The following is a 23,804-nucleotide window of genomic DNA, read 5'->3' as shown; positions in this document are numbered from 1 at the left end:
CGTCACTGTCCCCGGGGGGTCAGCGACGCCGTGACTTCCGGTCGTCCTTCTCGTGACCCTTGAACGTCCGGGTCGGGGCGAACTCGCCGAGCTTGTGCCCGACCATCGCGTCCGTCACGAACACCGGCACGTGCTTGCGGCCGTCGTGCACCGCAAGCGTGTGGCCGATCATGTCCGGCACGATCATGGATCGACGGGACCAGGTCTTGATGACGTTCTTGGTGTTCTTCTCGTTCTGGACCTCCACCTTCTTCATCAGGTGGTGGTCGACGAACGGGCCCTTCTTCAGGCTGCGTGGCATCTGGCCGGCTCCTATCAGCGCTTCTTGCCGGCCTTGCGGCGCCGGACGATCATGCGGTCGCTTTCCTTGCGGGTGCGGGTCCGGCCCTCAGGCTGGCCCCACGGGGACACCGGGTGGCGACCACCCGAGGTCTTACCCTCACCACCACCGTGCGGGTGGTCGACCGGGTTCATCGCGACACCGCGGACGGTCGGGCGCTTGCCCTTCCAGCGCATCCGGCCTGCCTTGCCCCAGTTGATGTTCGACTGCTCGCCGTTGCCGACCTCACCGAGGGTGGCGCGGCAGCGCACGTCGACCATCCGGACCTCGCCGGACGGCATCCGCAGGGTGGCCATCCGGCCTTCCTTCGCGACCAGCTGGATGCTGGCACCGGCGGAGCGGCCCATCTTGGCGCCACCGCCCGGCCGCAGCTCGACCGCGTGGATGGTGGAACCCACCGGGATGTTGCGCAGCGGCAGGTTGTTGCCGATCTTGATGTCGGCGGCCGGACCGTTCTCGACGACCGTGCCCTGCCGCAGGTTGGACGGGGCGAGGATGTAGCGCTTCTCGCCGTCCACGTAGTGCAGCAGCGCGATCCGCGCGGTGCGGTTCGGGTCGTACTCGATGTGCGCGACCTTGGCCGGCACGCCGTCCTTGTCGTAGCGCTTGAAGTCGATCAGCCGGTACGCCCGCTTGTGACCGCCACCGTGGTGCCGGGTGGTGATCTTGCCGCTGTTGTTCCGGCCGCCCTTCTTCGGGAGCGGACGGAGCAGGGACTTCTCCGGGGTCGAACGGGTGAGCTCGACGAAGTCGGCCACGCTCGAGCCACGGCGGCCCGGCGTCGTCGGCTTGTACTTGCGGATTCCCATTACGACTGGCCTCCGAAGATGTCGATGCGGTCGTCGCCCTTGAGGGTCACGATCGCTCGCTTGGTGTCCGGGCGCTTGCCCCAGCCGGCACGAGTGCGGCGGCGCTTGCCCTTGCGGTTGAGGGTGTTGACGTCGTTGACCTTGACCTTGAACACCTTCTCGACCGCGAGCTTGATCTCGGTCTTGTTGGCGTCCGGCGCGACCTCGAACGTGTACTTCTGCTCGTCCAGCAGGCCGTAGCTCTTCTCGCTCACGACCGGCCGGAGCAGCACGTCGCGGGGATCCTTGTTGACTCCGTGGCTCATGCTTCTACCTCCTCGGCTTCAGTCGACGTGGCGACAGCCTTGACGGACTTGCCCTTCGGCGCGCCCGCGACGAACGTGTCGAGGGCGTCCTTGGTGAACACGATCGCGTCGCTGCAGAGAACGTCGTACGCGTTCAGCTGGTCGGCGGCGATCAGGTGCACGTGCTGCACGTTGCGCAGGCTCAGCCAGGTCAGCTCGTCGGCGCGGTCGACGACGACCAGCGCCTTGCCCGGCTCGGTCACCTCGCCCAGCACCTTCAGGGCCGACTTGGTGGAGGGCTTGTCGCCGTCCACGAAGCTCTCGACCACGAAGACCTGGCCGTCGCGGGCCCGGTCGGACAGCGCACCGCGGAGCGCGGCGGCGATCATCTTCTTCGGGGTCCGCTGGCTGTAGTCACGCGGCACCGGGCCGTGGACGACGCCACCACCGGTGAACTGCGGTGCGCGGGTCGAACCCTGACGGGCGCGACCGGTGCCCTTCTGGCGGTACGGCTTGGCGCCACCGCCGGACACCTCGCCCCGGGTCTTGGTCTTGTGCGTGCCCTGGCGGGCCGCGGCCAGCTGGGCCACCACGACCTGGTGGATCAGCGGGATGTTGACCTGGACGTCGAACAGCTCGGCCGGCAGTTCGGCGGAGCCCTTCTTGCTGACCTTGTCGCCCTTGACGACGACGACGTCGACGGTGCTCACTTGGCAGCTCCCTTCGCGGCGTTACGGATCAGCACCAGGCCGCCCTTGGGGCCGGGAACCGCACCCTTCAGCAGGATCAGGCCGCGCTCGGCGTCGATCGCGTGCACGGAGATGTTCTGCGTGGTGACCTGCTCGTTGCCCATCCGGCCGGCCATCCGCAGACCCTTGAAAACCCGGCCCGGGGTCGCGCAGCCGCCGATGGAGCCCGGCGAACGGTGCTTCTTGTGCACACCGTGGGTGGCGCGCAGACCGTGGAAGCCGTGCCGCTTCATCACACCGGCGAAGCCCTTGCCCTTGCTGGTGGCGGAGACGTCGACGCGCTCGCCGGCCTCGAAGGTCTCGGCCTTCAGCTCCTGGCCCAGCGTGTACTCGCTGGCGTCGGCGGTGCGCAGCTCCAGCAGGTGGCGCCGCGGCGTCACGCCGGCCTTGTCGAAGTGGCCGCGCATGGGCTTGGTCACCTTGCGCGGGTCGATGTCACCGAAGGCGATCTGGACACCGTCGTAGCCACTGTCGGCTGCGGTCCGGACACCGGTGACGACGCACGGGCCGGCCTGGATCACGGTGACGGGGACGACGCGGTTGTTCTCGTCCCAGGTCTGGGTCATGCCGAGCTTGGTGCCCAGCAGACCGCGCGTGTTCTTTGAAATGCTCATAGGTCTTTCGCGTCCCTCAGAGCTTGATCTCGATGTCGACACCGGCCGGCAGGTCGAGCCGCATCAGCGAGTCGACGGTCTTCGGCGTGGGGTCGATGATGTCGATGAGCCGCTTGTGGGTGCGCATCTCGAAGTGCTCGCGGCTGTCCTTGTACTTGTGCGGCGAGCGGATGACGCAGAACACGTTCTTTTCCGTCGGCAACGGCACCGGGCCAGCAACCTTCGCACCAGTACGCGTCACCGTGTCGACAATCTTGCGCGCCGAGCTGTCGATGACCTCGTGGTCGTAGGCCTTCAGCCGGATGCGGATCTTCTGTCCCGCCATCGCTTCGCTTCGTCCTTCTCTATCGTCTTTCGGGCGTTGCTCCGACCCCCGCGGTCGGGTGTGTCGCGCGCGCGGCACGCGCGTGACCCACCGCTTCATTGACCCTTGAGGAGATCGGGGCCCGGTCTCGGACCGGAACCTCGGCATGGTCTCCGGTCCGGCGCACCAGCCAGATCAAGAAGATCTGGGGCGCACCCCGGCGGCCTCGCCTGAGCAACCTGAATATTGTGCCATCGATCGGCACCGGAATGCCAATCGGGTGGCTTCACGCCTGATCCGGTCCCACCTGAGCGCCGGATCAGGCGCAAAGCAGAGGTCCGCGGGGCTCAGGGAGCGAGCCCTCGCGGACCTCGTGGTGTCACTTGACGATCTTGGTGACCCGGCCGGCGCCGACGGTACGGCCACCCTCCCGGATCGCGAACTTCAGACCTTCCTCCATGGCGATCGGCTGGATCAGCTCGACCGACATGTCGGTGTTGTCGCCCGGCATGACCATCTCGGTGCCCTCGGGCAGCGTGACGACACCGGTGACGTCGGTGGTGCGGAAGTAGAACTGCGGACGGTAGTTCTGGAAGAACGGCGTGTGCCGGCCGCCCTCCTCCTTCGACAGGATGTAGACCGACGCGTCGAAGTTGGTGTGCGGGGTCGTGGTGCCCGGCTTGATGACGACCATGCCGCGCTCGACGTCCTCGCGCTTCGTACCGCGAAGCAGCAGACCGACGTTCTCACCGGCCTGGCCCTCGTCCAGCAGCTTCCGGAACATCTCGATACCGGTGACCGTGGTGGTCTGCTTGTCCGGACGGATGCCGACGATGTCGACGGTCTCGTTGACCTTGATCACACCGCGCTCGATCCGGCCGGTGATGACCGTGCCACGACCGGTGATGGTGAAGACGTCCTCCACCGGCATCAGGAACGGCTTGTCGATCTCGCGCTCCGGCTGCGGGATGTACTCGTCCACAGCGTTCATGAGCTCGAGGATCGTCTCGCCCCACTTCTCGTCACCCTGCAGCGCCGGGTGCGCGGCGACGCGGACGATCGGCGCGTTGTCGCCGTCGAACTCCTGCTCCGAGAGCAGCTCGCGAACCTCGAGCTCGACGAGCTCCAGGATCTCCTCGTCGTCGACCATGTCGCACTTGTTCAGCGCCACGACCATCGCCGGCACGCCGACCTGGCGGGCGAGCAGCACGTGCTCACGCGTCTGCGGCATCGGGCCGTCGGTGGCGGCGACGACCAGGATCGCGCCGTCCATCTGGGCCGCACCGGTGATCATGTTCTTGATGTAGTCCGCGTGACCCGGGCAGTCGACGTGCGCGTAGTGCCGGGCCTCGGTCTGGTACTCGACGTGCGCGATCGAGATGGTGATACCGCGCTGACGCTCTTCCGGCGCCTTGTCGATCTGGTCGAAGGCCGATGCCTCGTTGAGCGTCGGGTACTTGTCGTGCAGCACCTTGGTGATCGCCGCGGTAAGAGTGGTCTTACCGTGGTCGATGTGACCGATAGTGCCGATGTTGACGTGCGGCTTAGTCCGCTCGAACTTCGCCTTAGCCACTGGGGCCCTCCTGGAAAATGTTGACTTACGCCGTACGCCGACGCGCTGTGGGTTGGTTGGACCGGAGCGAGATTACTCGCCGCGGGCCTTCTTGATGATCTCTTCCGCCACGTTCTTCGGAACCTCGGCGTAGGAATCGAACTGCATCGAGTAGGACGCGCGGCCCTGGGTCTTCGACCGCAGGTCACCGACATACCCGAACATCTCGGACAACGGCACCAGGGCCTTGACCGCCCGGCTGCCGCCGGGACCCTCGTTCATGGACTGGATCTGGCCCCGCCGCGAGTTCAGGTCGCCGATCACTTCACCCATGTAGTCCTCGGGGGTGATCACCTCGACGTCGAACATCGGCTCGAGGATGACCGGGGTCGCCCGGCGGGCGGCGTCCTTGAACGCCATCGAACCGGCGATCTTGAACGCGAGCTCCGACGAGTCGACGTCGTGGTAGGCGCCGTCCTGCAGCGTCACCTTGACGTCCACCATCGGGTAGCCGGCCAGTACGCCGAACTCCATCGCCTCCTGGGCGCCCTCGTCCACCGACGGGATGTACTCCCGGGGGATGCGGCCACCGGTGACGGCGTTGACGAACTCGTAGCCACCCTCGCCACCGGCCTCGACCGAAGTCGGCTCGATGTCGATGATCACGCGCGCGAACTGACCCGAACCACCGGTCTGCTTCTTGTGCGTGTAGTCGACCTTCTCGACCTTCTTCTTGATGGTCTCGCGGTAGGCGACCTGCGGCTTGCCGACGTTGGCCTCGACCCGGAACTCGCGCTTCATCCGGTCGACCAGCACCTCGAGGTGCAGCTCGCCCATGCCGGCGATGATCGTCTGGCCGGTGTCCTCGTCGGTCCGGACCTGGAAGGTCGGGTCCTCCTCGGCGAGCCGCTGGATCGCGACGCCCAGCTTCTCCTGGTCGCCCTTCGACTTCGGCTCGATCGCGACCGAGATCACCGGGGCCGGGAACTGCATCGACTCCAGCACGACCGGGTTGGCCGGGTCGGCCAGCGTCTCACCGGTGGTGGTGTCCTTCAGACCCATCACGGCGACGATGTGGCCGGCGCCGATCGACGCGATCTCCTCACGCTTGTTCGCGTGCATCCGGTAGATCTTGCCGATCCGCTCCTTGCGCCCCTTGGTGGGGTTCAGGACCTGGGTGCCGGTCTCGAGCTTGCCCGAGTACACCCGGATGAAGGTCAGCTTGCCCAGGTGCGGGTCGGCGGCGATCTTGAACGCCAGCGCCGAGAACGGCTCGCTGTCGTCCGGCTTGCGCAGCACGACCTGCTCGCTGTCCTTGACGTCGTGGCCCTCGATGGCCGGAACGTCGAGCGGGCTGGGCAGGAACGCGTTGATCGCGTCGAGCAGCGGCTGGACGCCCTTGTTCTTGAACGCGGTGCCGGTCAGCACCGGGGTCAGCTTGCTCGCGATGGTCGCGCGCCGGATGCCGGCCATGATCTGCGCCTCGGTCGGCTCGTCGCCCTCGAGGTACAGCTCCATGATCTCGTCGTCGGCCTCGGCCAGCGTCTCGATCAGCTTGTCGCGCCACTCGGCGGCGATCTCGGTGTGGCTGGCCGGGATCTCCTCGACGGTGTAGTCCTCACCCATCGTGGTCTCACCGCGCCAGGTCAGCGCGCGCATACCGATCAGGTCGACGACGCCGATGAAGTCGGCCTCGGCCCCGATCGGGAGCTGCAGCACCAGCGGCACCGCGGCCAGCCGGTCGACGATCATGTCGACGCAGCGCATGAACTCCGCGCCGGTCCGGTCCAGCTTGTTGACGAAGCAGATCCGCGGTACGCCGTACCGGTCGGCCTGCCGCCAGACGGTCTCCGACTGCGGCTCGACACCGGCGACACCGTCGAACACCGCGACCGCGCCGTCGAGCACGCGCAGCGAGCGCTCCACCTCGACGGTGAAGTCGACGTGGCCCGGGGTGTCGATGATGTTGATGGTGTGGTCTTTCCAGGTGCAGGTCGTCGCGGCGGACGTGATCGTGATGCCGCGCTCCTGCTCCTGCTCCATCCAGTCCATCGTGGCGGCGCCGTCGTGGACCTCACCGATCTTGTACGTGATACCGGTGTAGAAGAGGATCCGCTCGGTCGTCGTCGTCTTGCCGGCGTCGATGTGGGCCATGATCCCGATGTTGCGGACCTTGGCCAGGTCGGTGGTGATTTGTACGGCCACCTCGGTGGTCTACCTCTCGCTTCTGTGGTGCGTCAAAAGGGGTGAGCTGGGGGTCCGGGAGGACCCCGGGATCACCAGCGGTAGTGGGCGAAAGCCTTGTTGGCTTCGGCCATCTTGTGCGTGTCCTCGCGGCGCTTCACCGAGGCACCCAGACCGTTGGACGCGTCCAGGATCTCGTTCATCAGCCGCTCGGACATGGTCTTCTCGCGACGGGCCCGCGAGTACGTCGTCAGCCAGCGCAGCGCGAGCGTGGTCGACCGGCCCGGCTTGACCTCGATCGGCACCTGGTAGGTGGCGCCACCGACCCGGCGGCTCTTCACCTCGATGCTCGGCTTCACGTTGTCCAGCGCACGCTTCAGCGTGATCACGGGGTCGGTCCCGGTCTTGGTCCGGGTGCCCTCGAGCGCCGTGTAGACGATGCTCTGCGCGATCTGCTTCTTGCCGTCGACCAGGATCTTCGAGATCAACTGGGTGACGAGCGGGGAACTGTAGACCGGGTCGATGATGACCGGGCGCTTCGGGGCGGGGCCCTTGCGCGGCATTAGCTCTTCTCCTTCTTGGCGCCGTAGTGGCTGCGGGCCTGCTTGCGGTTCTTGACACCCTGGGTGTCCAGCGAACCGCGGATGATCTTGTAACGGACACCCGGCAGGTCCTTCACCCGGCCACCACGCACGAGCACGATCGAGTGCTCCTGGAGGTTGTGACCGACGCCCGGAATGTAGGCGGTGACCTCGATGCCGCTGGTCAGGCGGACACGCGCGACCTTGCGAAGCGCCGAGTTCGGCTTCTTCGGCGTGGTCGTGTAGACGCGCGTGCACACACCACGACGCTGAGGAGAACCCTTCAGGGCCGGCGTCTTGTTCTTCGACACCTTGTCCTGGCGGCCCTTGCGGACCAGCTGCTGAATGGTGGGCACCGCGCGAATCTCTTTCTGTCGTCCGGCTGGGTTGTTGCTCGCCTGACCCCCGCGGTCGGGTGTGTCGCGTACGCACGGGCGTACCGAAGCCTTAATCTTCCAGACTGTCGGCAGGAGTCCCGTGCCACGCGGCCCGTCCCGTCTGACGAGGGGCACGCATGACGGCCCAGGATGACCCCGGGCACGATCGTTAAGACTAGCGGCTGCCTCAAGCACGGTCAAAATGAGTAATCGACCGCCTCTGAGGGCCGTCCGCTTTTACAGTGTACAGGGCCTACGGAGTGGTCTTGCCGGCCAGGAATGCCGTCGCCAGCGCGGGGTCTCCCTCGACCGTCAGGACCGTCCCCGGCAAGCGCTTCCAGAGGCACAGGACGAGCTCGGCCGCGGTCCCCGACAGGACTGCTTCACCGGTCGCCTTGCCGTCCTCGACCTCGGGTGGAACCCGTTGTCCTGAAGGGCTCAGCGTCCACTCGTGCCCGGTGTCGGTGGCACGTACGCCGACCTGCCGGGTGACGGCCAGCGCGAACCCGCGGGCCAGCATCCGGGGCAGGAACACCTCGAACACCTCGGCCACTCCGTCGGCCGCCACCGCCGGAGGTATCACGTCCAGACCAGTGACCCCCGGAGCACCAGCCTGGACAGCGTCCACGAGGTGGATAGCCGTCTCATGCAGACGTCGACGGGCCCAGAATCCCGCTCGCTGGTCGACCGGCGCGAAGTTCCAGCACGGCTCGTCCGGGTCGACGGCCCGGATCGCCGCGGCCAGAGCCGCGGAGGTGCCGGCATACCAGTCCGGCCAGGAGATCGTCGTCCGCAGTACCTCCGGCACCTTCTGACCGGTCCCGCTGAGCAGGATCGACGCCGCCCAGCGCTGGCCGGAGCCGACGTGCAGGGCCAGGTCGGCCACGGTCCAGCCGGGACACGCCGGTACTGCGGAGTCCGGGTCGAGGTTGCCGAGGACGGCCGCGAGCTCCGCGGCCGTCCTCTCGAACTCGGCCAGGTGGTCGATCGGTTCAGACACGGAACTCGACGTCGGTGATCAACCCGTCGACGACCCGGTACAGCGCGAGCTGCGGCAGGGCCTCGCCGTCGTCGTACGCCAGCACGTGCTCGACCACCCACTCGCCGAGCATCAGCTTCTGCACGACCTCCGTCTTGCACTGCCCCGCGGCGAACCGGGGGCGGTAGAACTCGCGGAGGAACCGGCGGCCCTTGAGCTCCGAGCCGTCGGCCAGCAGGATGCGCGCGGTCGGCGAGTACATCGCCAAGAAGGCCTCGAGGTCGTGTGCGGCGTAGGCGGCGTGCTCGCGGCCGATGACGCGAGCTGCCGGGGTGTCGGCGGTGACGGTCGCCACCGTCGCGATGCCCAGGTCGGCCAGCGGGGTGGACGCGACCGGGACGACCGGTTCGGCCGGCTTGCTCGCCACCGGCGCGGGCTCCGGCGGCAGGGTCGGCTGACTCGGCGCCGGAGCTGGGGTGGTCGCGACCGGCTTCGGCGTCTCCTTCACCACCGCTGCTGCTGCCTTGGCCGGCGCGCGGCGGGCGGTGGACTTCTTGGTCGGAGGTGGGACGAGGAGCTTGCCGTCGTCGCCAGGCTCCTCGCCGAGGTGGGCGATCGCCCAGTCGAGAGCCTTGGTCACGGCGGCGCGTGATTCTTCGGTGTGGTCGAGCATGTCGAACCCGTGGTGCCCTTTCGGTACGTCGATGATGTCCAGCGCGGCGCCTCCCGCGGAAACGAACTCCGCGACCGGACCGGCGAGCTCCTCACGCTCGAGTCCAGCTCTGGTCAGCAGAACCGGCAGGTCCTTGTGTTTGCCGATCACCTCGGCGGCGGTTACCAAGTCGTCGACACCGGGCGGGGTGGCGAGCAAGGGATAGGTCAGGGCGACGAACCGCAGCCAGTCGGGGCGGCTGTCCAGCCACTCCCCTGCCAGCAGTCCGGCACCGGAGAAGAACCACAGGCCGACCCGATCGGGGTCGACGCGTGGATCGGAACGCAGTACGGCGACCGCAGCCTCCACCTCGTCCGCGGCCACGACCAACTGGTCGAGACCGCGAATCAGGCTGTGGTCGACAACAGCGGCCACCACGCCGCGCCTGGCGGCGGCGGTCGCATAACCCTTGTACACCGGCCAGTCCCGGGGCATCACCTCGAGGTTGGCCGGTCCGGGTCCGCCGTGCACGAACAAGATCGCACCGCCCCGGGCTCTCCCCGGCGGACGGTACAGATCGATCTCCCCCAACCGATCGACGCGCACGTCAGAACCTTCCAGAACCCCCAGGACGAAGGGCCGTAGATAAGCCGGCAGATTCGTCATGCCCCAATCTTGGACCATCGCACCGCTACTTTCAGCCGCCCACCCGAGTGTCTTTCACGCACTCCCGAAATGCCGCGAGGGCGGCACCCCCGAACTGGGGAGTGCCGCCCTCGCGGAGTGACTGCGATCAGTTCTGGTAGGAACCGAGGTCGAAGTCGTCGAGCGGGACCGACTGACCGGTGGACGGGCCGAAGTCGTAGTCGTACGACTCGTAGCCGACCATCGAGTACATCGCGGCCTTCGCCTCCTCGGTGGGCTCCACCCGGATGTTGCGGTAACGGTCCATGCCGGTACCCGCCGGGATCAGCTTTCCGATGATGACGTTCTCCTTCAGACCGACCAGCGAGTCGGACTTGCCGTGGATCGCGGCCTCGGTCAGGACCCGGGTCGTCTCCTGGAAGGAGGCGGCCGAGAGCCACGACTCGGTGGCCAGCGAGGCCTTGGTGATACCCATCAGCACCGGACGACCCGAGGCCGGCGTACCGCCCTCGGCCACCACGCGGCGGTTCTCCGCCTCGAAGAGGATGCGGTCCGCGAGCTCGCCCGGCAGCAGCTGGGCGTCGCCCGACTCGATCACCGTGACCCGGCGCAGCATCTGCCGGACGATGATCTCGATGTGCTTGTCGTGGATGGCCACACCCTGCGACCGGTACACCTCCTGGACCTCGTCCACCAGGTGCTCCTGCGCCTTGCGGACACCCAGGATCCGCAGAACCTCCTGCGGGTCCGGCGTACCCTGCGTCAGCTGCTGGCCGACCTCGACGTGCTGACCCTCCTCGATCAGCAGGCGACCGCGCTTCGACACCGGGTAGGCGACCTCCTCGGAACCGTCGTCCGGGGTGAGCACCAGCTTCCGGGTCTTGTCGGTGTCCTCGATCGAGATCCGGCCGGCCGCCTCCGAGATCGGCGCCTTGCCCTTGGGCTGGCGGGCCTCGAAGAGCTCGACCACACGCGGCAGACCGTGGGTGATGTCATCACCCGCGACACCACCGGTGTGGAAGGTCCGCATCGTCAGCTGCGTCCCCGGCTCACCGATGGACTGGGCCGCGATGATGCCGACCGCCTCGCCGATGTCGACCGGCTTGCCGGTCGCCAGCGAACGCCCGTAGCACTTCGCGCAGGTACCGGTCTTGGCGTCACAGGTGAGCACCGACCGGACCTTGACCTCCTCGACCCCGGCCGCGACCAGCTTGGCGATCGAGACGTCGCCCAGGTCGCTGCCGGCCGCCAGCACGAGGTTGCCCTCCGGACCGAACGCATCGGTCGCCAGGGTCCGCGCGTAGGCGCTGGTCTCCACGTTCTCGGCGTGCACGACCTTGCCGCTCGGGTCCTTCTCGCCGATCTTCTTCGGCAGACCCCGCTCGGTCCCGCAGTCCTCCTCGCGGATGATCACGTCCTGCGACACGTCCACCAGACGCCGGGTCAGGTACCCCGAGTCGGCGGTCCGCAGCGCGGTGTCGGCCAGACCCTTCCGGGCACCGTGGGTGGCGATGAAGTACTCGACCACCGACAGACCCTCGCGGAAGTTCGCCTTGATCGGCCGGGCGATGATCTCACCCTTCGGGTTGGCCACCAGCCCACGCATACCGGCGATCTGCCGGATCTGCATCATGTTGCCGCGGGCACCCGAGTGGACCATCATCCAGATCGGGTTGGCCTTCTCGAAGTTCTCCTCCATCGCCTTGCCGACCTCGGCGTTGGCGCCGGTCCAGATCTCGATCAGCTCCTGACGCCGCTCGGACGAGGTGATCAGACCCCGCTCGAACTGCTTCTGGACCTTCTCGGCCTGGGCCTCGTAGCGGGCCATGATCTCCGGCTTGGACGGCGGCGTGCTGAAGTCGTTGATCGACACCGTGACACCCGAGCGGGTGGCCCAGCGGAAACCGAGGTCCTTCAGGTTGTCGAGGGCGTTGGCGACCTCGACCTTGGTGTACCGCTCGGCCAGGTCGTTGACGATCCCGCCCAACTGCTTCTTGCCGACCTCGAGGTCCACGAACGGGTAGTCGTGCGGCAGGGCCTCGTTGAACAGGGCCCGGCCGAGCGTCGTCTCCAGCGCGAAGCCACCGCTCGCGAGCTCGGTCGCACCGGCCGGTACGCCGGACTCGTCCAGCCGCAGCGTGATCTTCGCCTGCAGCGAGAGCTCGTTGCGGTCGAAGGCCATGATCGCCTCGGCGACCGAGCTGAACGCCCGGCCCTCGCCCTTGGCGCCGTCCTTGAGCATGGTCAGGAAGTAGATGCCGATGATCATGTCCTGCGTCGGCATCGTCACCGGCCGGCCGTCGGCCGGCTTCAGGATGTTGTTCGTCGACAGCATCAGGATCCGGGCCTCGGCCTGCGCCTCGGCCGACAGCGGCAGGTGCACCGCCATCTGGTCACCGTCGAAGTCCGCGTTGAACGCGGAGCAGACGAGCGGGTGGATCTGGATCGCCTTGCCCTCGATCAGCTGCGGCTCGAACGCCTGGATGCCGAGCCGGTGCAGGGTTGGTGCACGGTTCAGCAGGACCGGGTGCTCGGTGATGACCTCTTCCAGCACGTCCCAGACCTGGGCGCGCTGGCGCTCGACCATCCGCTTGGCGGACTTGATGTTCTGCGCGTGGTTGAGGTCGACCAGCCGCTTCATCACGAACGGCTTGAACAGCTCCAGCGCCATCGCCTTCGGCAGACCGCACTGGTGCAGCTTCAGCTGCGGGCCGACCACGATGACCGAGCGGCCCGAGTAGTCGACGCGCTTGCCCAGCAGGTTCTGCCGGAAACGACCCTGCTTGCCCTTGAGCATGTCGGACAGCGACTTCAGCGGCCGGTTGCCCGGGCCGGTGACCGGACGGCCACGGCGGCCGTTGTCGAACAGCGCGTCGACGGCCTCCTGCAGCATCCGCTTCTCGTTGTTGACGATGATCTCCGGCGCGCCCAGGTCGAGCAGCCGCTTGAGCCGGTTGTTCCGGTTGATCACCCGGCGGTACAGGTCGTTCAGGTCCGAGGTGGCGAACCGGCCACCGTCGAGCTGGACCATCGGACGCAGGTCCGGCGGGATCACCGGGACGCAGTCCAGCACCATGCCCATCGGGCTGTTGTTGGTCTGCAGGAACGCGGTGACGACCTTGAGCCGCTTCAGGGCGCGGGTCTTGCGCTGGCCCTTGCCGGTCTTGATCGTCTCGCGCAGGTTGTCCGCCTCGGCCTTCAGGTCGAAGGTCTCCAGCCGGCGCTGGATCGCGGCGGCACCCATGGCGCCCTCGAAGTACTTGCCGAACCGCTCCTTCATGGCGCGGTAGAGGATCTCGTCGCCCTCGAGGTCCTGGACCTTCAGGTTCTTGAACCGGGTCCAGACCTCGTCGAGGCGGTCGATCTCGCGCTGCGCACGGTCGCGCAGCTGCTTGACCTCACGCTCGGCGCCTTCCTTGACCTTGCGCCGTACGTCGGCCTTGGCGCCCTCGGCCTCGAGCTGCGCCAAGTCCTCCTCGAGCTTCTTCATCCGCTGCTCGATGTCGTTGTCACGACGGTTCTCGAGCTGCTTGCGCTCCACGTCCACCCGGCCCTCGAGCGAGGACAGGTCGCGGTGCCGGGCCTCGTCGTCGACGTCGGTGATCATGTACGCCGCGAAGTAGATGACCTTCTCCAGGTCCTTCGGGGCGAGGTCGAGCAGGTAGCCGAGTCGCGACGGGACACCCTTGAAGTACCAGATGTGGGTGACCGGCGCGGCCAGCTCGATGTGGCCCATCCGCTCGCGGCGCACCTTGGAGCGGGTGACCTCGACGCCACACCGCTCGCAGATGATGCCCTTGAAGCGGACACGCTTGTACTTGCCGCAGTAGCACTCCCAGTCCCGGGTGGGGCCGAAGATCTTCTCGCAGAAGAGGCCGTCACGCTCGGGCTTGAGGGTCCGGTAGTTGATGGTTTCGGGCTTCTTCACCTCGCCGTGCGACCACTGGCGGATCTCGTCCGCCGTGGCCAGGCCGATGCGAAGCTCGTCGAAGAAGTTCACGTCGAGCACGATGTGTTAACTCCCGTTGCTAGAGATGGTCTGAGTGAGTTGTGTGTTGATGTCGAACGGCAACCCGCTCAGACCTCCTCGACACTGTTCGGCTCGCGCCGGGACAGGTCGATGCCCAGTTCCTCCGCCGCCCGGAAGACGTCCTCCTCGCTGTCGCGCATCTCGACCCGGCTTCCGTCGGACGAGAGCACCTCGACATTGAGGCAGAGGGACTGCATTTCCTTGACCAGAACCTTGAACGACTCCGGGATACCCGGCTCGGGGATGTTCTCGCCCTTGACGATCGCCTCGTACACCTTGACCCGCCCGACGACGTCGTCGGACTTGATCGTCAGCAGCTCCTGCAGCGCGAAGGCGGCACCGTAGGCCTCGAGGGCCCACACCTCCATCTCGCCGAACCGCTGACCACCGAACTGCGCCTTACCACCCAGCGGCTGCTGGGTGATCATCGAGTACGGACCGGTCGACCGGGCGTGGATCTTGTCGTCGACCAGGTGGTGCAGCTTCAGCATGTACATGTAGCCGACGCCCACCGGCTCCGGGAACGGCTCGCCGGAACGGCCGTCGAACAGCCGCGCCTTGCCCTGGCCGTTGACCATCCGGACCCCGTCCCGGTTCGGCGTCGTGGAGCTGAGCAGGCCGATGACCTCCTCCTCCTTGGCGCCGTCGAAGACCGGGGTGGCGACGTTCGTCATCGGCTCGGCCGAGCCGGCGCCGATCTTGATCAGCCGCTGCGCCCACTCCTCCTGGTTCTCCGGGTCGATCTCCCAGCCGCGGCTGGCGATCCAGCCGAGGTGGGTCTCGAGCACCTGACCGACGTTCATCCGGCCGGGCACGCCCAGCGGGTTCAGGATGATGTCGACCTGGGTCCCGTCCTCGAGGAACGGCATGTCCTCGACCGGCAGGATCTTCGAGATGACGCCCTTGTTGCCGTGCCGCCCGGCCAGCTTGTCGCCGACCGAGATCTTCCGCTTCTGGGCGACGTACACCCGGACCAGCTGGTTGACGCCCGGCGGGAGCTCGTCGCCGTTGTCCCGGTCGAAGACCCGGACGCCGATGACGGTGCCCTCCTCGCCGTGCGGCACCTTCAGCGAGGTGTCGCGGACCTCGCGCGCCTTCTCACCGAAGATCGCGCGCAGCAGCCGCTCCTCCGGGGTCAGCTCGGTCTCGCCCTTCGGCGTCACCTTGCCGACCAGGATGTCACCGGTGGTGACCTCGGCGCCGATCCGGATGATGCCGCGCTCGTCCAGGTCGGCCAGCATCTCGTCGGAGACGTTCGGGATGTCCCGGGTGATCTCCTCCGGGCCCAGCTTGGTGTCGCGGGCGTCGACCTCGTGCTCCTCGATGTGGATCGAGGTCAGCAGGTCCTGCTGCACGACGCGCTGGGAGAGGATGATCGCGTCCTCGTAGTTGTGGCCTTCCCACGGCATGAACGCGACCAGCATGTTCCGGCCGAGGGCCATCTCGCCCTCGTCGGTGCACGGACCGTCGGCCAGCGGCGAGCCGATCTCGACCCGCTGCCCGGCGTCGACCAGCGGGCGCTGGTTGATGCAGGTGCCCTGGTTCGAGCGGCGGAACTTCGCCAGCCGGTAGGTCTGGTACGTGCCGTCGTCGGCGGCGATCTCGATCAGGTCGGCCGAGACCTCCTTGACCACACCCGCCTTGTCGGACACGACCACGTCGCCGGCGTCGACCGCACCGCGGAACTCCATGCCGGTACCGACCAGCGGGGCGTCCGAGGTGATCAGCGGCACCGCCTGGCGCTGCATGTTCGAACCCATCAGCGCGCGGTTGGCGTCGTCGTGCTCGAGGAACGGGATCAGGGCGGTCGCCACCGACACCATCTGGCGCGGCGAGACGTCCATGTAGTCCACGTCGTCGACCGGAACCAGCTCGACCTCACCGTGGCGCCGGCGAACCAGCACGCGCTCCTCGGCGAACCGGTTCTCGTCGGTCAGCGCGGCGTTCGCCTGCGCGATGACGAACCGGTCCTCCTCGTCCGCGGTCAGGTAGTCGACGTCGTCGGTGACCTGGCCGTTGACGACCCGGCGGTACGGCGTCTCGACGAAGCCGAACGCGTTCACCCGGCCGTACGACGCGAGCGAACCGATCAGGCCGATGTTCGGGCCTTCCGGGGTCTCGATCGGGCACATCCGGCCGTAGTGGGACGGGTGCACGTCGCGGACCTCGAAGCCGGCCCGCTCGCGGCTCAGACCACCCGGGCCGAGCGCGTTCAGCCGGCGCTTGTGGGTCAGGCCCGCGACCGGGTTGGTCTGGTCCATGAACTGCGACAGCTGGGACGTGCCGAAGAACTCCTTCAGCGCCGCCACCACCGGACGGATGTTGATCAGGGTCTGCGGCGTGATCGCCTCGACGTCCTGGGTCGTCATCCGCTCCCGGACCACGCGCTCCATCCGGGCCAGGCCGGTGCGCAGCTGGTTCTGGATCAGCTCGCCGACCGTGCGCAGCCGCCGGTTGCCGAAGTGGTCGATGTCGTCCTCTTCGACGACGATCTCACCGCGCGGCGCCGGCAGCTCGGTCTTGCCCTCGTGCAGCGCGACCAGGTACTTGATCGTGGCGACGATGTCGTCGACGGTCAGCACCGCCTGGTCGTGCGCCTCGTCCCGGCCGAGCTTCTTGTTGATCTTGTAGCGACCGACCTTGGCCAGGTCGTAGCGCTTGCCGTTGAAGTAGTAGTTCTCCAGCAGCGCCTGCGCGGCCTCGCGGGTCGGCGGCTCGCCCGGACGCAGCTTGCGGTAGATGTCGAGCAGCGCGTCGTCCTGGCCGGACGTGTGGTCCTTCTCCAGGGTGAGCCGGATCGACTCGTAGTCGCCGAACTCCTCCAGGATCTGGGCGTCGGTCCAGCCGAGCGCCTTCAGCAGGACGGTGACGTTCTGCTTGCGCTTGCGGTCGAGGCGGACGCCGACCATGTCGCGCTTGTCCACCTCGAACTCCAGCCACGCGCCGCGCGACGGGATGATCTTGGCGGTGAAGATGTCCTTGTCGGACGTCTTGTCCGGCGTGCGCTCGAAGTACACACCGGGCGAGCGGACGAGCTGGGACACGACGACCCGCTCGGTCCCGTTGATGACGAAGGTGCCCTTCCGCGTCATCAGCGGGAAGTCACCCATGAAGACGGTCTGGCTCTTGATCTCACCGGTCTCGTTGTTCATGAACTCGGCCGTGACGAACAGCGGCGCGGAGTAGGTGACGTCCCGCTCCTTGCACTCGTCGACCGTGTTCTTCGGCGGCTCGAATCGGTGGTCGCGGAACGACAGCGACATGGTGCCGCTGAAGTCCTCGATCGGGGAGATCTCCTCGAAAATCTCTTCCAGGCCGCTGGGGCCGGACAGGTCCGACCGCCCCTCGGCCTCGGCGGCGGCCACCCGGGCCTGCCACGTTTCGTTTCCGACCAGCCAGTCGAAACTGTCCACCTGCAACGCGAGCAGATCCGGAACCTGGAGAGGTTCGGCGATCTTGGCGAAGGAGATACGGCGGGGGCCGGAGACGTTGGAAATGCTGTCGGACTGGGGGTTGCGCGAGGCGACCAAGGGGCGTCCTTCCACGGGCTCGCAAAGAATCACTTCGGTGCTGGGAGCGCACGCCAAGCCGCCCCAGTCAAGTCGAGACCCGAGCCGAGGCGAGGAGAAAGGCAGCGCAAAGCAATAGGCTACACGGTTCAGGCAAGCCTGTCCAATGGGGTCCAACAGTTTGCCTGTGGACCACCCTCTCCGTCAAGGACCGACCCGGGGTCTCCAGCAGGTAGATCACCTGCGAGACATCCGGCGTCCCTCTGGTGCGGAGTCACCTAGAGGTTACAGTCCGGCGATCTCCTGGACCAGCCATTGGTGGCCGTTTCGGACCATCGTGAATCGGGTCCGGTTCTGATCCACCCGGGGTTTACCCTGCGTGATCGTGCTGGTGGTCGTCTGGTTCACGAAGATGATCAGCGTGACCCGGTTCGCGTCGCCGTCGCGGACCCCGACCTCGCGGACGTCGGCCTTCACCGTGGCCTTGGTCTTGGTCGCCAGCTCGCCGGCCACCTTGGCGGTGTCGTTGAACTTGGCGGCGAAGTCCGGCGTCATCGTCGCCCGCGCCGCAGCGAAGCTTTTGTCCAGGTCACGGTAGTCGTAGCTGAGCGCGGTCTCGGCCGCCTTCCGCCCGGCGGCGGCCGCCTGGTCCCGAGCATCCTCGGCCTGCTTCCCGTGCCACGCCTTGACCCCCAGCACCGCCGTCACCGTCAACGTGAGCACCACGACGACCGCGAGTACGACGGAGAGGACAGTGCTCAGATTTCGGTCACTCTGCGTAGGTGTAACGCCGTACGACGTGGGTTCCTCAGGAGTCTCAGGAGCCTCTGGTGTGGCTGGGGTCACATCTGGCCTGGTCTCGGCGGCCGCGGCTTCCGGGGTCTTCGGCGCCTCCGGGGTGGCGGTACGGCGCTGGCCGGCGATGCGCGGGCGGCTGCGGCGGTCGCTCATCAGCCCACCGTCTGCAGGTCGGCGGTCAGCCAGTGGTCGTTTTCCTTGACCATGTCCAGCTTGATCCGGTAGCGGCGCTCGACCCCGTCGGTCGAGGCGGTGTTGGTGATCACCGCGTTCACGATCACCAGCACCTGGGCCGAGTCCTTGTCGTTCGAGACCACCGCGGCCTCCATCACGTCACCCTTCGAGGTCGCCTTGTTCGCCACCACGTCGGTCTTCACCGCGTTCATCCCGGCCTGGAACTCCTGCTTGAACTGCCCGGTCGAGTCGTCGACCACGCGCTTCGAGTCCGCGTCCCAGGTCTGGTAGTCGTACGTCGTGAAGTCCAGCGCCAGCTGCCGGCCCGCCTTCAGCGCACCCTCGCGCTGCGCGGCGGTGGCGTCCTGCTTGCGCAGCGCGACCACGGACAGGGTGAGGCCGGCCAGCGCCACCACGAGCAGCACGCTGAGCGCCCAGGCCAGCACCAGCCGGCCGTTCCGAAGAGTCACTTGCTGGTCACCGGTCCGAGGATAAGCGCCTTCCACGAGTCGCTGCCGAGCAGCTCCTGCTGACCGCCGGTCGAGCCGAGGATCATCGACGGCATGCCGCCGCTCCCGCCCGCCTGGCCGGTGGCCGGGTCGTACCCGATCCCGTAGCCGGTCCGGTTCAGGTCCGCGCGCGAGGTCGGGGTCGGCTTGTTCTGCGAGCCGCGGACGTTGATCCCGGTCGACGGGCTCGCCGTACAGCTCGCGTTGACGTTGGCCTTGGTGTTCGAGGTGTCCTGCGGGACCCGCTTGTTCGTCCCGCCGTACCCGGGCCGGCATGCGGGCGGGCTGATCCCGAGGACCAGGCCGAAGTGCGCGTCGTAGTGCCCGGTGCCCGGGTCCTTGGCCGGTACGACGTACCCGCCCATCGACACCGCCGGGTACACCACCAGCAGCTGCTCGACGGCGTCCAGCCGGACCGCGGTCAGTTGGCTCATCGTCAGCAGGTTACCGAGCAGCACCGCGATGTCCGCGCGGTTGTCCTGGATCAGGCCGGTCAGCTGGGTCGAGGCGAGCGAGCCCTGGTCGATCACCTGGCGCAGGTTCGTGTCCGAGCTGACCAGGGTGTCGGACAGCAGCGCGAGGTTCTTCGCCCAGGTCTTGATCGCGTCGCCGCTGGCCACCTGGGTGGCGAGCACGGTGTCGCCGTCGTTGATCAGCTTGATCGTCTGCAGCACGTTCGCGTCCGCGTCGTCGATCAGCTTGCCGGAGCTGTCGATGATCTTCTGCAGGTCGGTGCCCTTGCCCTTGAGCGCCGCGCCGAGCTCCCGGACCGTGGTCCGCAGGCTGTCCTTGTCGACCGAGTTCACCAGCTGGTCCAGGTTCAGCAGCAGCTCGGTGGTGTCTATAGGTACAGCAGTATTTTCCCGGGCGATTGTCGAGTGGTCCTGCAGGTACGGCGCTCCGTCGCGGCGCGGCTGCAGGTCGACGTACTGCTCGCCGATCGCCGAGCGGTTCGCGACCACCGCGAGCAGGTCGTTCGGGATCTTGAACTTCTTGTCGATGTCCAGGTTCACGTCGACGCCGTCGGAGAGCAGCTTGAGCTGACCGACCCGGCCGACCGGCTGGCCGCGGTACGTCACCTCGGCGCCGGAGAAGATGCCGCCGGACTCGGCGAAGCTGGCGCTGACGGTGTAGTCGTCGTCGATGATCAGCTTGTCGACCTGCGCGTACTTCGCGCCGACGAAGGCCACCCCGACGACGGTGATCAGCAGGAACACCATCAGCTGGATCCGGACCGCTCTGGTGATCACTTGGCCACCCCCGGCATCAGCACCTTGGCGAGTGCGGGGTCGAACCCGGAGCGGTTCAGCGTCGGCGTACACACCGGCAGACCGAGCAGCGTGATGCAGCTCGTCGCCGTACCGGTCGGGACCGGCAGGGACGGCAGGGTGCCGCCGGTGGACCGGCCGGTCGGGAGGTGCACCGGGAGGCTGATCCGCCCGGTCGGCAGCGCGGTCGGGCCGATCGTCGGCAGGTTGAGCCCGATGATGCCCTGGAGTGCCTTCTGCGTGTTCACGTCGAGGGTGATCCCCAGGTTGGTGTAGTCGCCCTTCGCGGCCTTCGCCGCGTTGTCCGGGAACGGGTAGGTGAGCAGCAGCTCGAGCGACTTCGGCAGGTTCGCCCCGGCCTTGGCCAGGTTGGTCAGGATCGGGTACAGCGACTGCAGGTTGGCCACCAGGTCCTTCTGCGCCGAGGTGATCACCCGGGTCGCCGTGCTGCCCAGCGTCGCCAGGGCCTGCAGCGTCTTGACCAGCGCGGCCCGCTGCTGGTCGAGGGTCTTGATCGACTTCGGCAGCGAGTCGATCGCCGTCGCCAGCGTCGCCTTCTGCGCGTTGAGCTGCTTGGCGAGCTTGTCCACCGCGGTGATCGCGGTGATGATCCGCTGCTTGTTCTGGTCCAGGGTGCCGACGAAGACGTTCAGCTGGGTGAGCACGCTCCGGATGGCCGGCTCGTTCCCGGTCAGGGCCTTGTTCAGCTCCTGGGTGATGATCTGCAGCTGGGCCACGCCACCACCGTTGAGCAGCAGCGACAGCGCCGACAGGACCTCTTCGACCTCGACGTTGCTGGTGGTCCGGGACAGCGGGATGACCTCGCCGTTGGTGAGCTTGCCGCGCGGCTGCTCGGACCCGGCCGGCCCGGTCAGCGACACGAACTTCTCGCCGAGCAGGCTGGTCTGCCGGATCGTCGCGTGCTCGTTGTCCGGCAGCTCAAGGCTCTGCGGCAGCTTGATCCTGACCTTGGCGACGTACCCGTCGAGCCAAACCTTCTGGACCGTGCCGACGGTGACGTCGTCGACCTTCACCGACGACTTCGGCACCAGGTCGAGGACGTCGGCGAACTCGACGGTGACGGTGTACGACGGTCCCTTGATCTTCGCGCCACCGGGCAGCGGCAGCGAGTAGACGCTGAAGTCGCACCCGGTCAGCAGCATGGCCAGCGCGAGCGCTCCGGCGACGATTCGGGTCTTCATCTGACCAGCCCCCCGAGCGTCGGATCCACCGGGTCGGGGCTGTTCAGCGGGGCCTTCGGCGTCGGCGCCCACGGGGTACCGGCCGGGCCGCCGCTCGCCGGGGCGTTGCCGGTCAGCGAGCTCAGCAGCGGCAGCTTGGCGACGGCGTCGAGGACCGGCTTGAGGGCCGAGCACAGCTTCATCGACTGGTTGGCCTGCAGCAGCAGCGAGCAGACGAACGTGGCCGGGTCGTCGAGCTGGGCCAGGTTGATGCGCTGGTCGAGCGTGCCGAACTGCGGGTTGTAGATCCGGGCCAGGTTGCCGAGGCCGAGCGGCGCGGTGTCCAGCACCTCGGCGATCGCGGCCTTCTCCTTCACCAGGATCCCGGACAGCTCGCTGGCGCTGGAGACCGTGCTCTTCACCAGCGTCCGGTTGTCTTTTACGAACGTCGCGACCTCGCCGAGCGCGGTCGCCAGCAGCGACAGCGCGGCAGCCAGGTCCTGTCGCTCCCCCGCCAGCGTCGTCGAGACGCCCGCGAGGTTGGTGTTGAACTGCCGGACCAGGCCGTCGTTCGCGGCCAGCGCGGACACGAACGTCTGTAGCTGCCGGATCGTGTTGAACAGCGCGGACGAGTTGCCCGACAGCGTGCTGGTGAGTTTGGAGACGTCGGTGATGGTCTGGTTCAGCTTCGCGCCCTGCCCGTTCAGGTTCTTCGCCGAGACGTCGAGCAGCCGCGACAGCGCGCCCTGGTCGTTCGCGCCCTTCGGACCGAGCGCGACGGACAGATCGTTCAGGCTCTGGTAGATCTGGTCCAGCTCCAGCGGTACGGCGGTCCGGTCGAGCGGGATCTCGGCGCCGTTCGCCATCACGTCACCGGTGGAGTACGCCGGGGTGAGCTGGAGGTACCGGTCCGCGACGATCGACGGCGCGGCGATCACGGCCTTGGCGGTGGCCGGCACCTTGTGCTTGGCCTCCCACCAGAACTTCACCCGCACGGTCCGCCCGGCCGGGGTCACACTCTCGACCTCTCCGACCTTGATCCCGAGGATCCGCACGTCGGAGCCCGGGTACACCGACACCGCCCGTGGGAAGTACGCCGTCGCCGTCACCCGCTCGGGCTTCGGCCACAGCGTGACCACGCTGACGGCGAGGATCACCACCACGACACCGATCGCGATCAGCCGGGAGAGCGCGTTGACCCGCATCAGCGACCTCCCAGGATCGGCGGCAGGCCGGACGGCAGCACGTTCGGCAGCGGGATCTCCGGGACCGGCACCAGGTTCTGCACGTAGGTGTCGAACCACGGCCCGGTGCCGAGCGTGTTGGTGAAGACGCGGACGAACGGCGCCAGCCCGCGGATGCTCGCGTCCAGGTCGTTCTGGTTCTTCAGCAGGACGGCGAGGACTGCGTTCACCTTGGTCAGCGTCGGGCCGAGGTCCTTGCGGTTCTCCCGGACCAGCGCGGTGATCTGCGCGGCCAGCTTCTGCGTCGACACCAGCAGCTGGTGGATCAGCGCCCGCCTGGCCTGCACGGCCTGGAAGACGGTGTTGCCGTCCTTCATCAGCTTGATCAGCTCTTGGTTGCGGTCGGCAAGGACCTTGGTGACGACATTGGAGTGCTGGAGCAACAATTTGAGCTGTTCGTCGCGCTTGGCAACGTTCCGGGACAGCCGGGACAGGCCGGTCAGCGAGGCCCGGACCTCCTCGGGCGTGTTCTGGAACGTGGCCGACAGCGTGTCCAGGGCCTTGGCGAGCTGCGCGGTGTTGATCCGGTCGGTCGTGTTGGCCAGATCGCTGAACGCGTCGACCACGTCGTACGCCGAGATCGTGCGCGCCAGCGGGATCTCGGAACCGGGCTTGAGCTTGCCGGAGCCGGCCGGGTCCAGCTTCAGGTACTTCTGCCCGAGCAGCGTCTTGATCTTCATCTCCGCGCCGGTCTGGTCGCCGAGCTTCACGCCCTTGTCGACCACGAAGTCGACCCGGACGTGGGTGCCCTCGAGCTCCACCTTGCGGACCTGCCCGACCCGGACACCGGCGACCCGGATCTCGTCGTTCGGCTTCAGCCCGCCGGCCTCGGAGAACTGGGCGGAGTACTTCGTCCCGCCGCCGATCAGCGGCAGGTCCTGGGCCTTGAACGCGGCCAGCATGATCAGCCCGATCACGGTCAGCCCGATCACGCCGATCGTCACCTGATTCTGCTCCCGGAACGGCTTCACGAAGTGGCCCCCCTCGGCTGTTGGTGCGCAGCTCCGGTGTCCAGGTGGGT

Annotated in this window: 20 protein-coding genes; all 20 read right to left on the bottom strand. The window is 67.5% G+C overall.

The window, feature by feature from the left end; genetic code table 11:
- Positions 1-19: 19 nt before the first annotated feature.
- On the bottom strand, positions 20-301 hold the full coding sequence (gene rpsS / locus AB0E69_RS03550) for a 30S ribosomal protein S19 (RefSeq protein ID WP_360138869.1): 282 nt from the start codon (positions 299-301) through the stop codon (positions 20-22).
- A gap of 14 nt (positions 302-315) precedes the next feature.
- Positions 316-1,149 carry a 50S ribosomal protein L2 gene (gene rplB, locus AB0E69_RS03545; protein WP_360138867.1) on the bottom strand — a complete coding sequence of 278 codons (834 nt, stop codon included), beginning with the start codon at positions 1,147-1,149 and terminating at the stop codon, positions 316-318.
- Positions 1,149-1,454: a 50S ribosomal protein L23 gene (rplW, locus tag AB0E69_RS03540; protein ID WP_329003464.1), complete on the bottom strand. Its 306-nt coding sequence runs from the start codon at positions 1,452-1,454 to the stop codon at positions 1,149-1,151. Before rplW ends, rplB begins: the two co-directional genes overlap by 1 nt.
- Positions 1,451-2,143: a 50S ribosomal protein L4 gene (gene rplD / locus AB0E69_RS03535; protein WP_360138864.1), complete on the bottom strand. Its 693-nt coding sequence runs from the start codon at positions 2,141-2,143 to the stop codon at positions 1,451-1,453. Before rplD ends, rplW begins: the two co-directional genes overlap by 4 nt.
- On the bottom strand, positions 2,140-2,796 hold the full coding sequence (rplC, locus tag AB0E69_RS03530; protein ID WP_360138861.1) for a 50S ribosomal protein L3: 657 nt from the start codon (positions 2,794-2,796) through the stop codon (positions 2,140-2,142). The genes rplD and rplC overlap by 4 nt, the downstream gene beginning before the upstream one ends.
- A gap of 16 nt (positions 2,797-2,812) precedes the next feature.
- Positions 2,813-3,121, bottom strand: coding sequence for a 30S ribosomal protein S10 (gene rpsJ, locus AB0E69_RS03525; protein WP_012923688.1), 309 nt, complete (start codon positions 3,119-3,121; stop codon positions 2,813-2,815).
- A 358-nt stretch (positions 3,122-3,479) separates the two neighbouring features.
- On the bottom strand, positions 3,480-4,673 hold the full coding sequence (tuf, locus tag AB0E69_RS03520; protein WP_360138858.1) for an elongation factor Tu: 1,194 nt from the start codon (positions 4,671-4,673) through the stop codon (positions 3,480-3,482).
- A 72-nt stretch (positions 4,674-4,745) separates the two neighbouring features.
- Positions 4,746-6,857, bottom strand: a complete 2,112-nt coding sequence (gene fusA, locus AB0E69_RS03515; protein ID WP_360138855.1) for an elongation factor G — start codon at positions 6,855-6,857, stop codon at positions 4,746-4,748.
- 71 nt (positions 6,858-6,928) lie between these two features.
- Entirely contained in the window at positions 6,929-7,399 is a 471-nt protein-coding gene (rpsG, locus tag AB0E69_RS03510) for a 30S ribosomal protein S7 (RefSeq protein ID WP_131361025.1), read from the bottom strand.
- A complete protein-coding gene (gene rpsL / locus AB0E69_RS03505; protein WP_328526112.1) occupies positions 7,399-7,773 on the bottom strand; it encodes a 30S ribosomal protein S12 in 375 nt (124 codons plus the stop codon). Before rpsL ends, rpsG begins: the two co-directional genes overlap by 1 nt.
- Before the next feature lie 274 nt (positions 7,774-8,047).
- Positions 8,048-8,794 (bottom strand): maleylpyruvate isomerase family mycothiol-dependent enzyme, encoded by a 747-nt coding sequence (locus tag AB0E69_RS03500; RefSeq protein ID WP_360138852.1) that lies wholly within the window; start codon positions 8,792-8,794, stop codon positions 8,048-8,050.
- Positions 8,787-10,091, bottom strand: a complete 1,305-nt coding sequence (locus AB0E69_RS03495; RefSeq protein ID WP_360138849.1) for a nuclear transport factor 2 family protein — start codon at positions 10,089-10,091, stop codon at positions 8,787-8,789. Before AB0E69_RS03495 ends, AB0E69_RS03500 begins: the two co-directional genes overlap by 8 nt.
- Before the next feature lie 127 nt (positions 10,092-10,218).
- Complete coding sequence (locus AB0E69_RS03490; protein ID WP_360138847.1) at positions 10,219-14,079, bottom strand: DNA-directed RNA polymerase subunit beta'; 3,861 nt, start codon at positions 14,077-14,079, stop codon at positions 10,219-10,221.
- Between the two features lie 68 nt (positions 14,080-14,147).
- Positions 14,148-17,630, bottom strand: coding sequence for a DNA-directed RNA polymerase subunit beta (gene rpoB / locus AB0E69_RS03485; RefSeq protein WP_360138844.1), 3,483 nt, complete (start codon positions 17,628-17,630; stop codon positions 14,148-14,150).
- 264 nt (positions 17,631-17,894) lie between these two features.
- On the bottom strand, positions 17,895-18,560 hold the full coding sequence (locus AB0E69_RS03480) for a hypothetical protein (protein ID WP_360138841.1): 666 nt from the start codon (positions 18,558-18,560) through the stop codon (positions 17,895-17,897).
- Positions 18,560-19,051, bottom strand: coding sequence for a hypothetical protein (locus AB0E69_RS03475; RefSeq protein ID WP_360138838.1), 492 nt, complete (start codon positions 19,049-19,051; stop codon positions 18,560-18,562). Before AB0E69_RS03475 ends, AB0E69_RS03480 begins: the two co-directional genes overlap by 1 nt.
- The gene (locus AB0E69_RS03470; RefSeq protein WP_360138835.1) at positions 19,048-20,340 is read right to left on the bottom strand and encodes an MlaD family protein; all 1,293 of its coding nucleotides are present in this window, start codon (positions 20,338-20,340) and stop codon (positions 19,048-19,050) included. The genes AB0E69_RS03475 and AB0E69_RS03470 overlap by 4 nt, the downstream gene beginning before the upstream one ends.
- Positions 20,337-21,560, bottom strand: coding sequence for an MCE family protein (locus AB0E69_RS03465; RefSeq protein WP_360138832.1), 1,224 nt, complete (start codon positions 21,558-21,560; stop codon positions 20,337-20,339). The genes AB0E69_RS03470 and AB0E69_RS03465 overlap by 4 nt, the downstream gene beginning before the upstream one ends.
- Positions 21,557-22,744, bottom strand: a complete 1,188-nt coding sequence (locus AB0E69_RS03460) for an MCE family protein (RefSeq protein WP_360138830.1) — start codon at positions 22,742-22,744, stop codon at positions 21,557-21,559. The genes AB0E69_RS03465 and AB0E69_RS03460 overlap by 4 nt, the downstream gene beginning before the upstream one ends.
- On the bottom strand, positions 22,744-23,754 hold the full coding sequence (locus AB0E69_RS03455; RefSeq protein ID WP_360138827.1) for an MCE family protein: 1,011 nt from the start codon (positions 23,752-23,754) through the stop codon (positions 22,744-22,746). The genes AB0E69_RS03460 and AB0E69_RS03455 overlap by 1 nt, the downstream gene beginning before the upstream one ends.
- Between the last annotated feature and the right edge of the window lie 50 nt (positions 23,755-23,804).

The sequence above is a fragment of the Kribbella sp. NPDC026611 genome, assembly GCF_040638345.1.
Lineage (GTDB): Bacteria > Actinomycetota > Actinomycetes > Propionibacteriales > Kribbellaceae > Kribbella.
The sequence above is the reverse complement of the archived record's forward strand: the minus strand, read 5'-3'. Positions and strand labels throughout refer to the sequence as shown.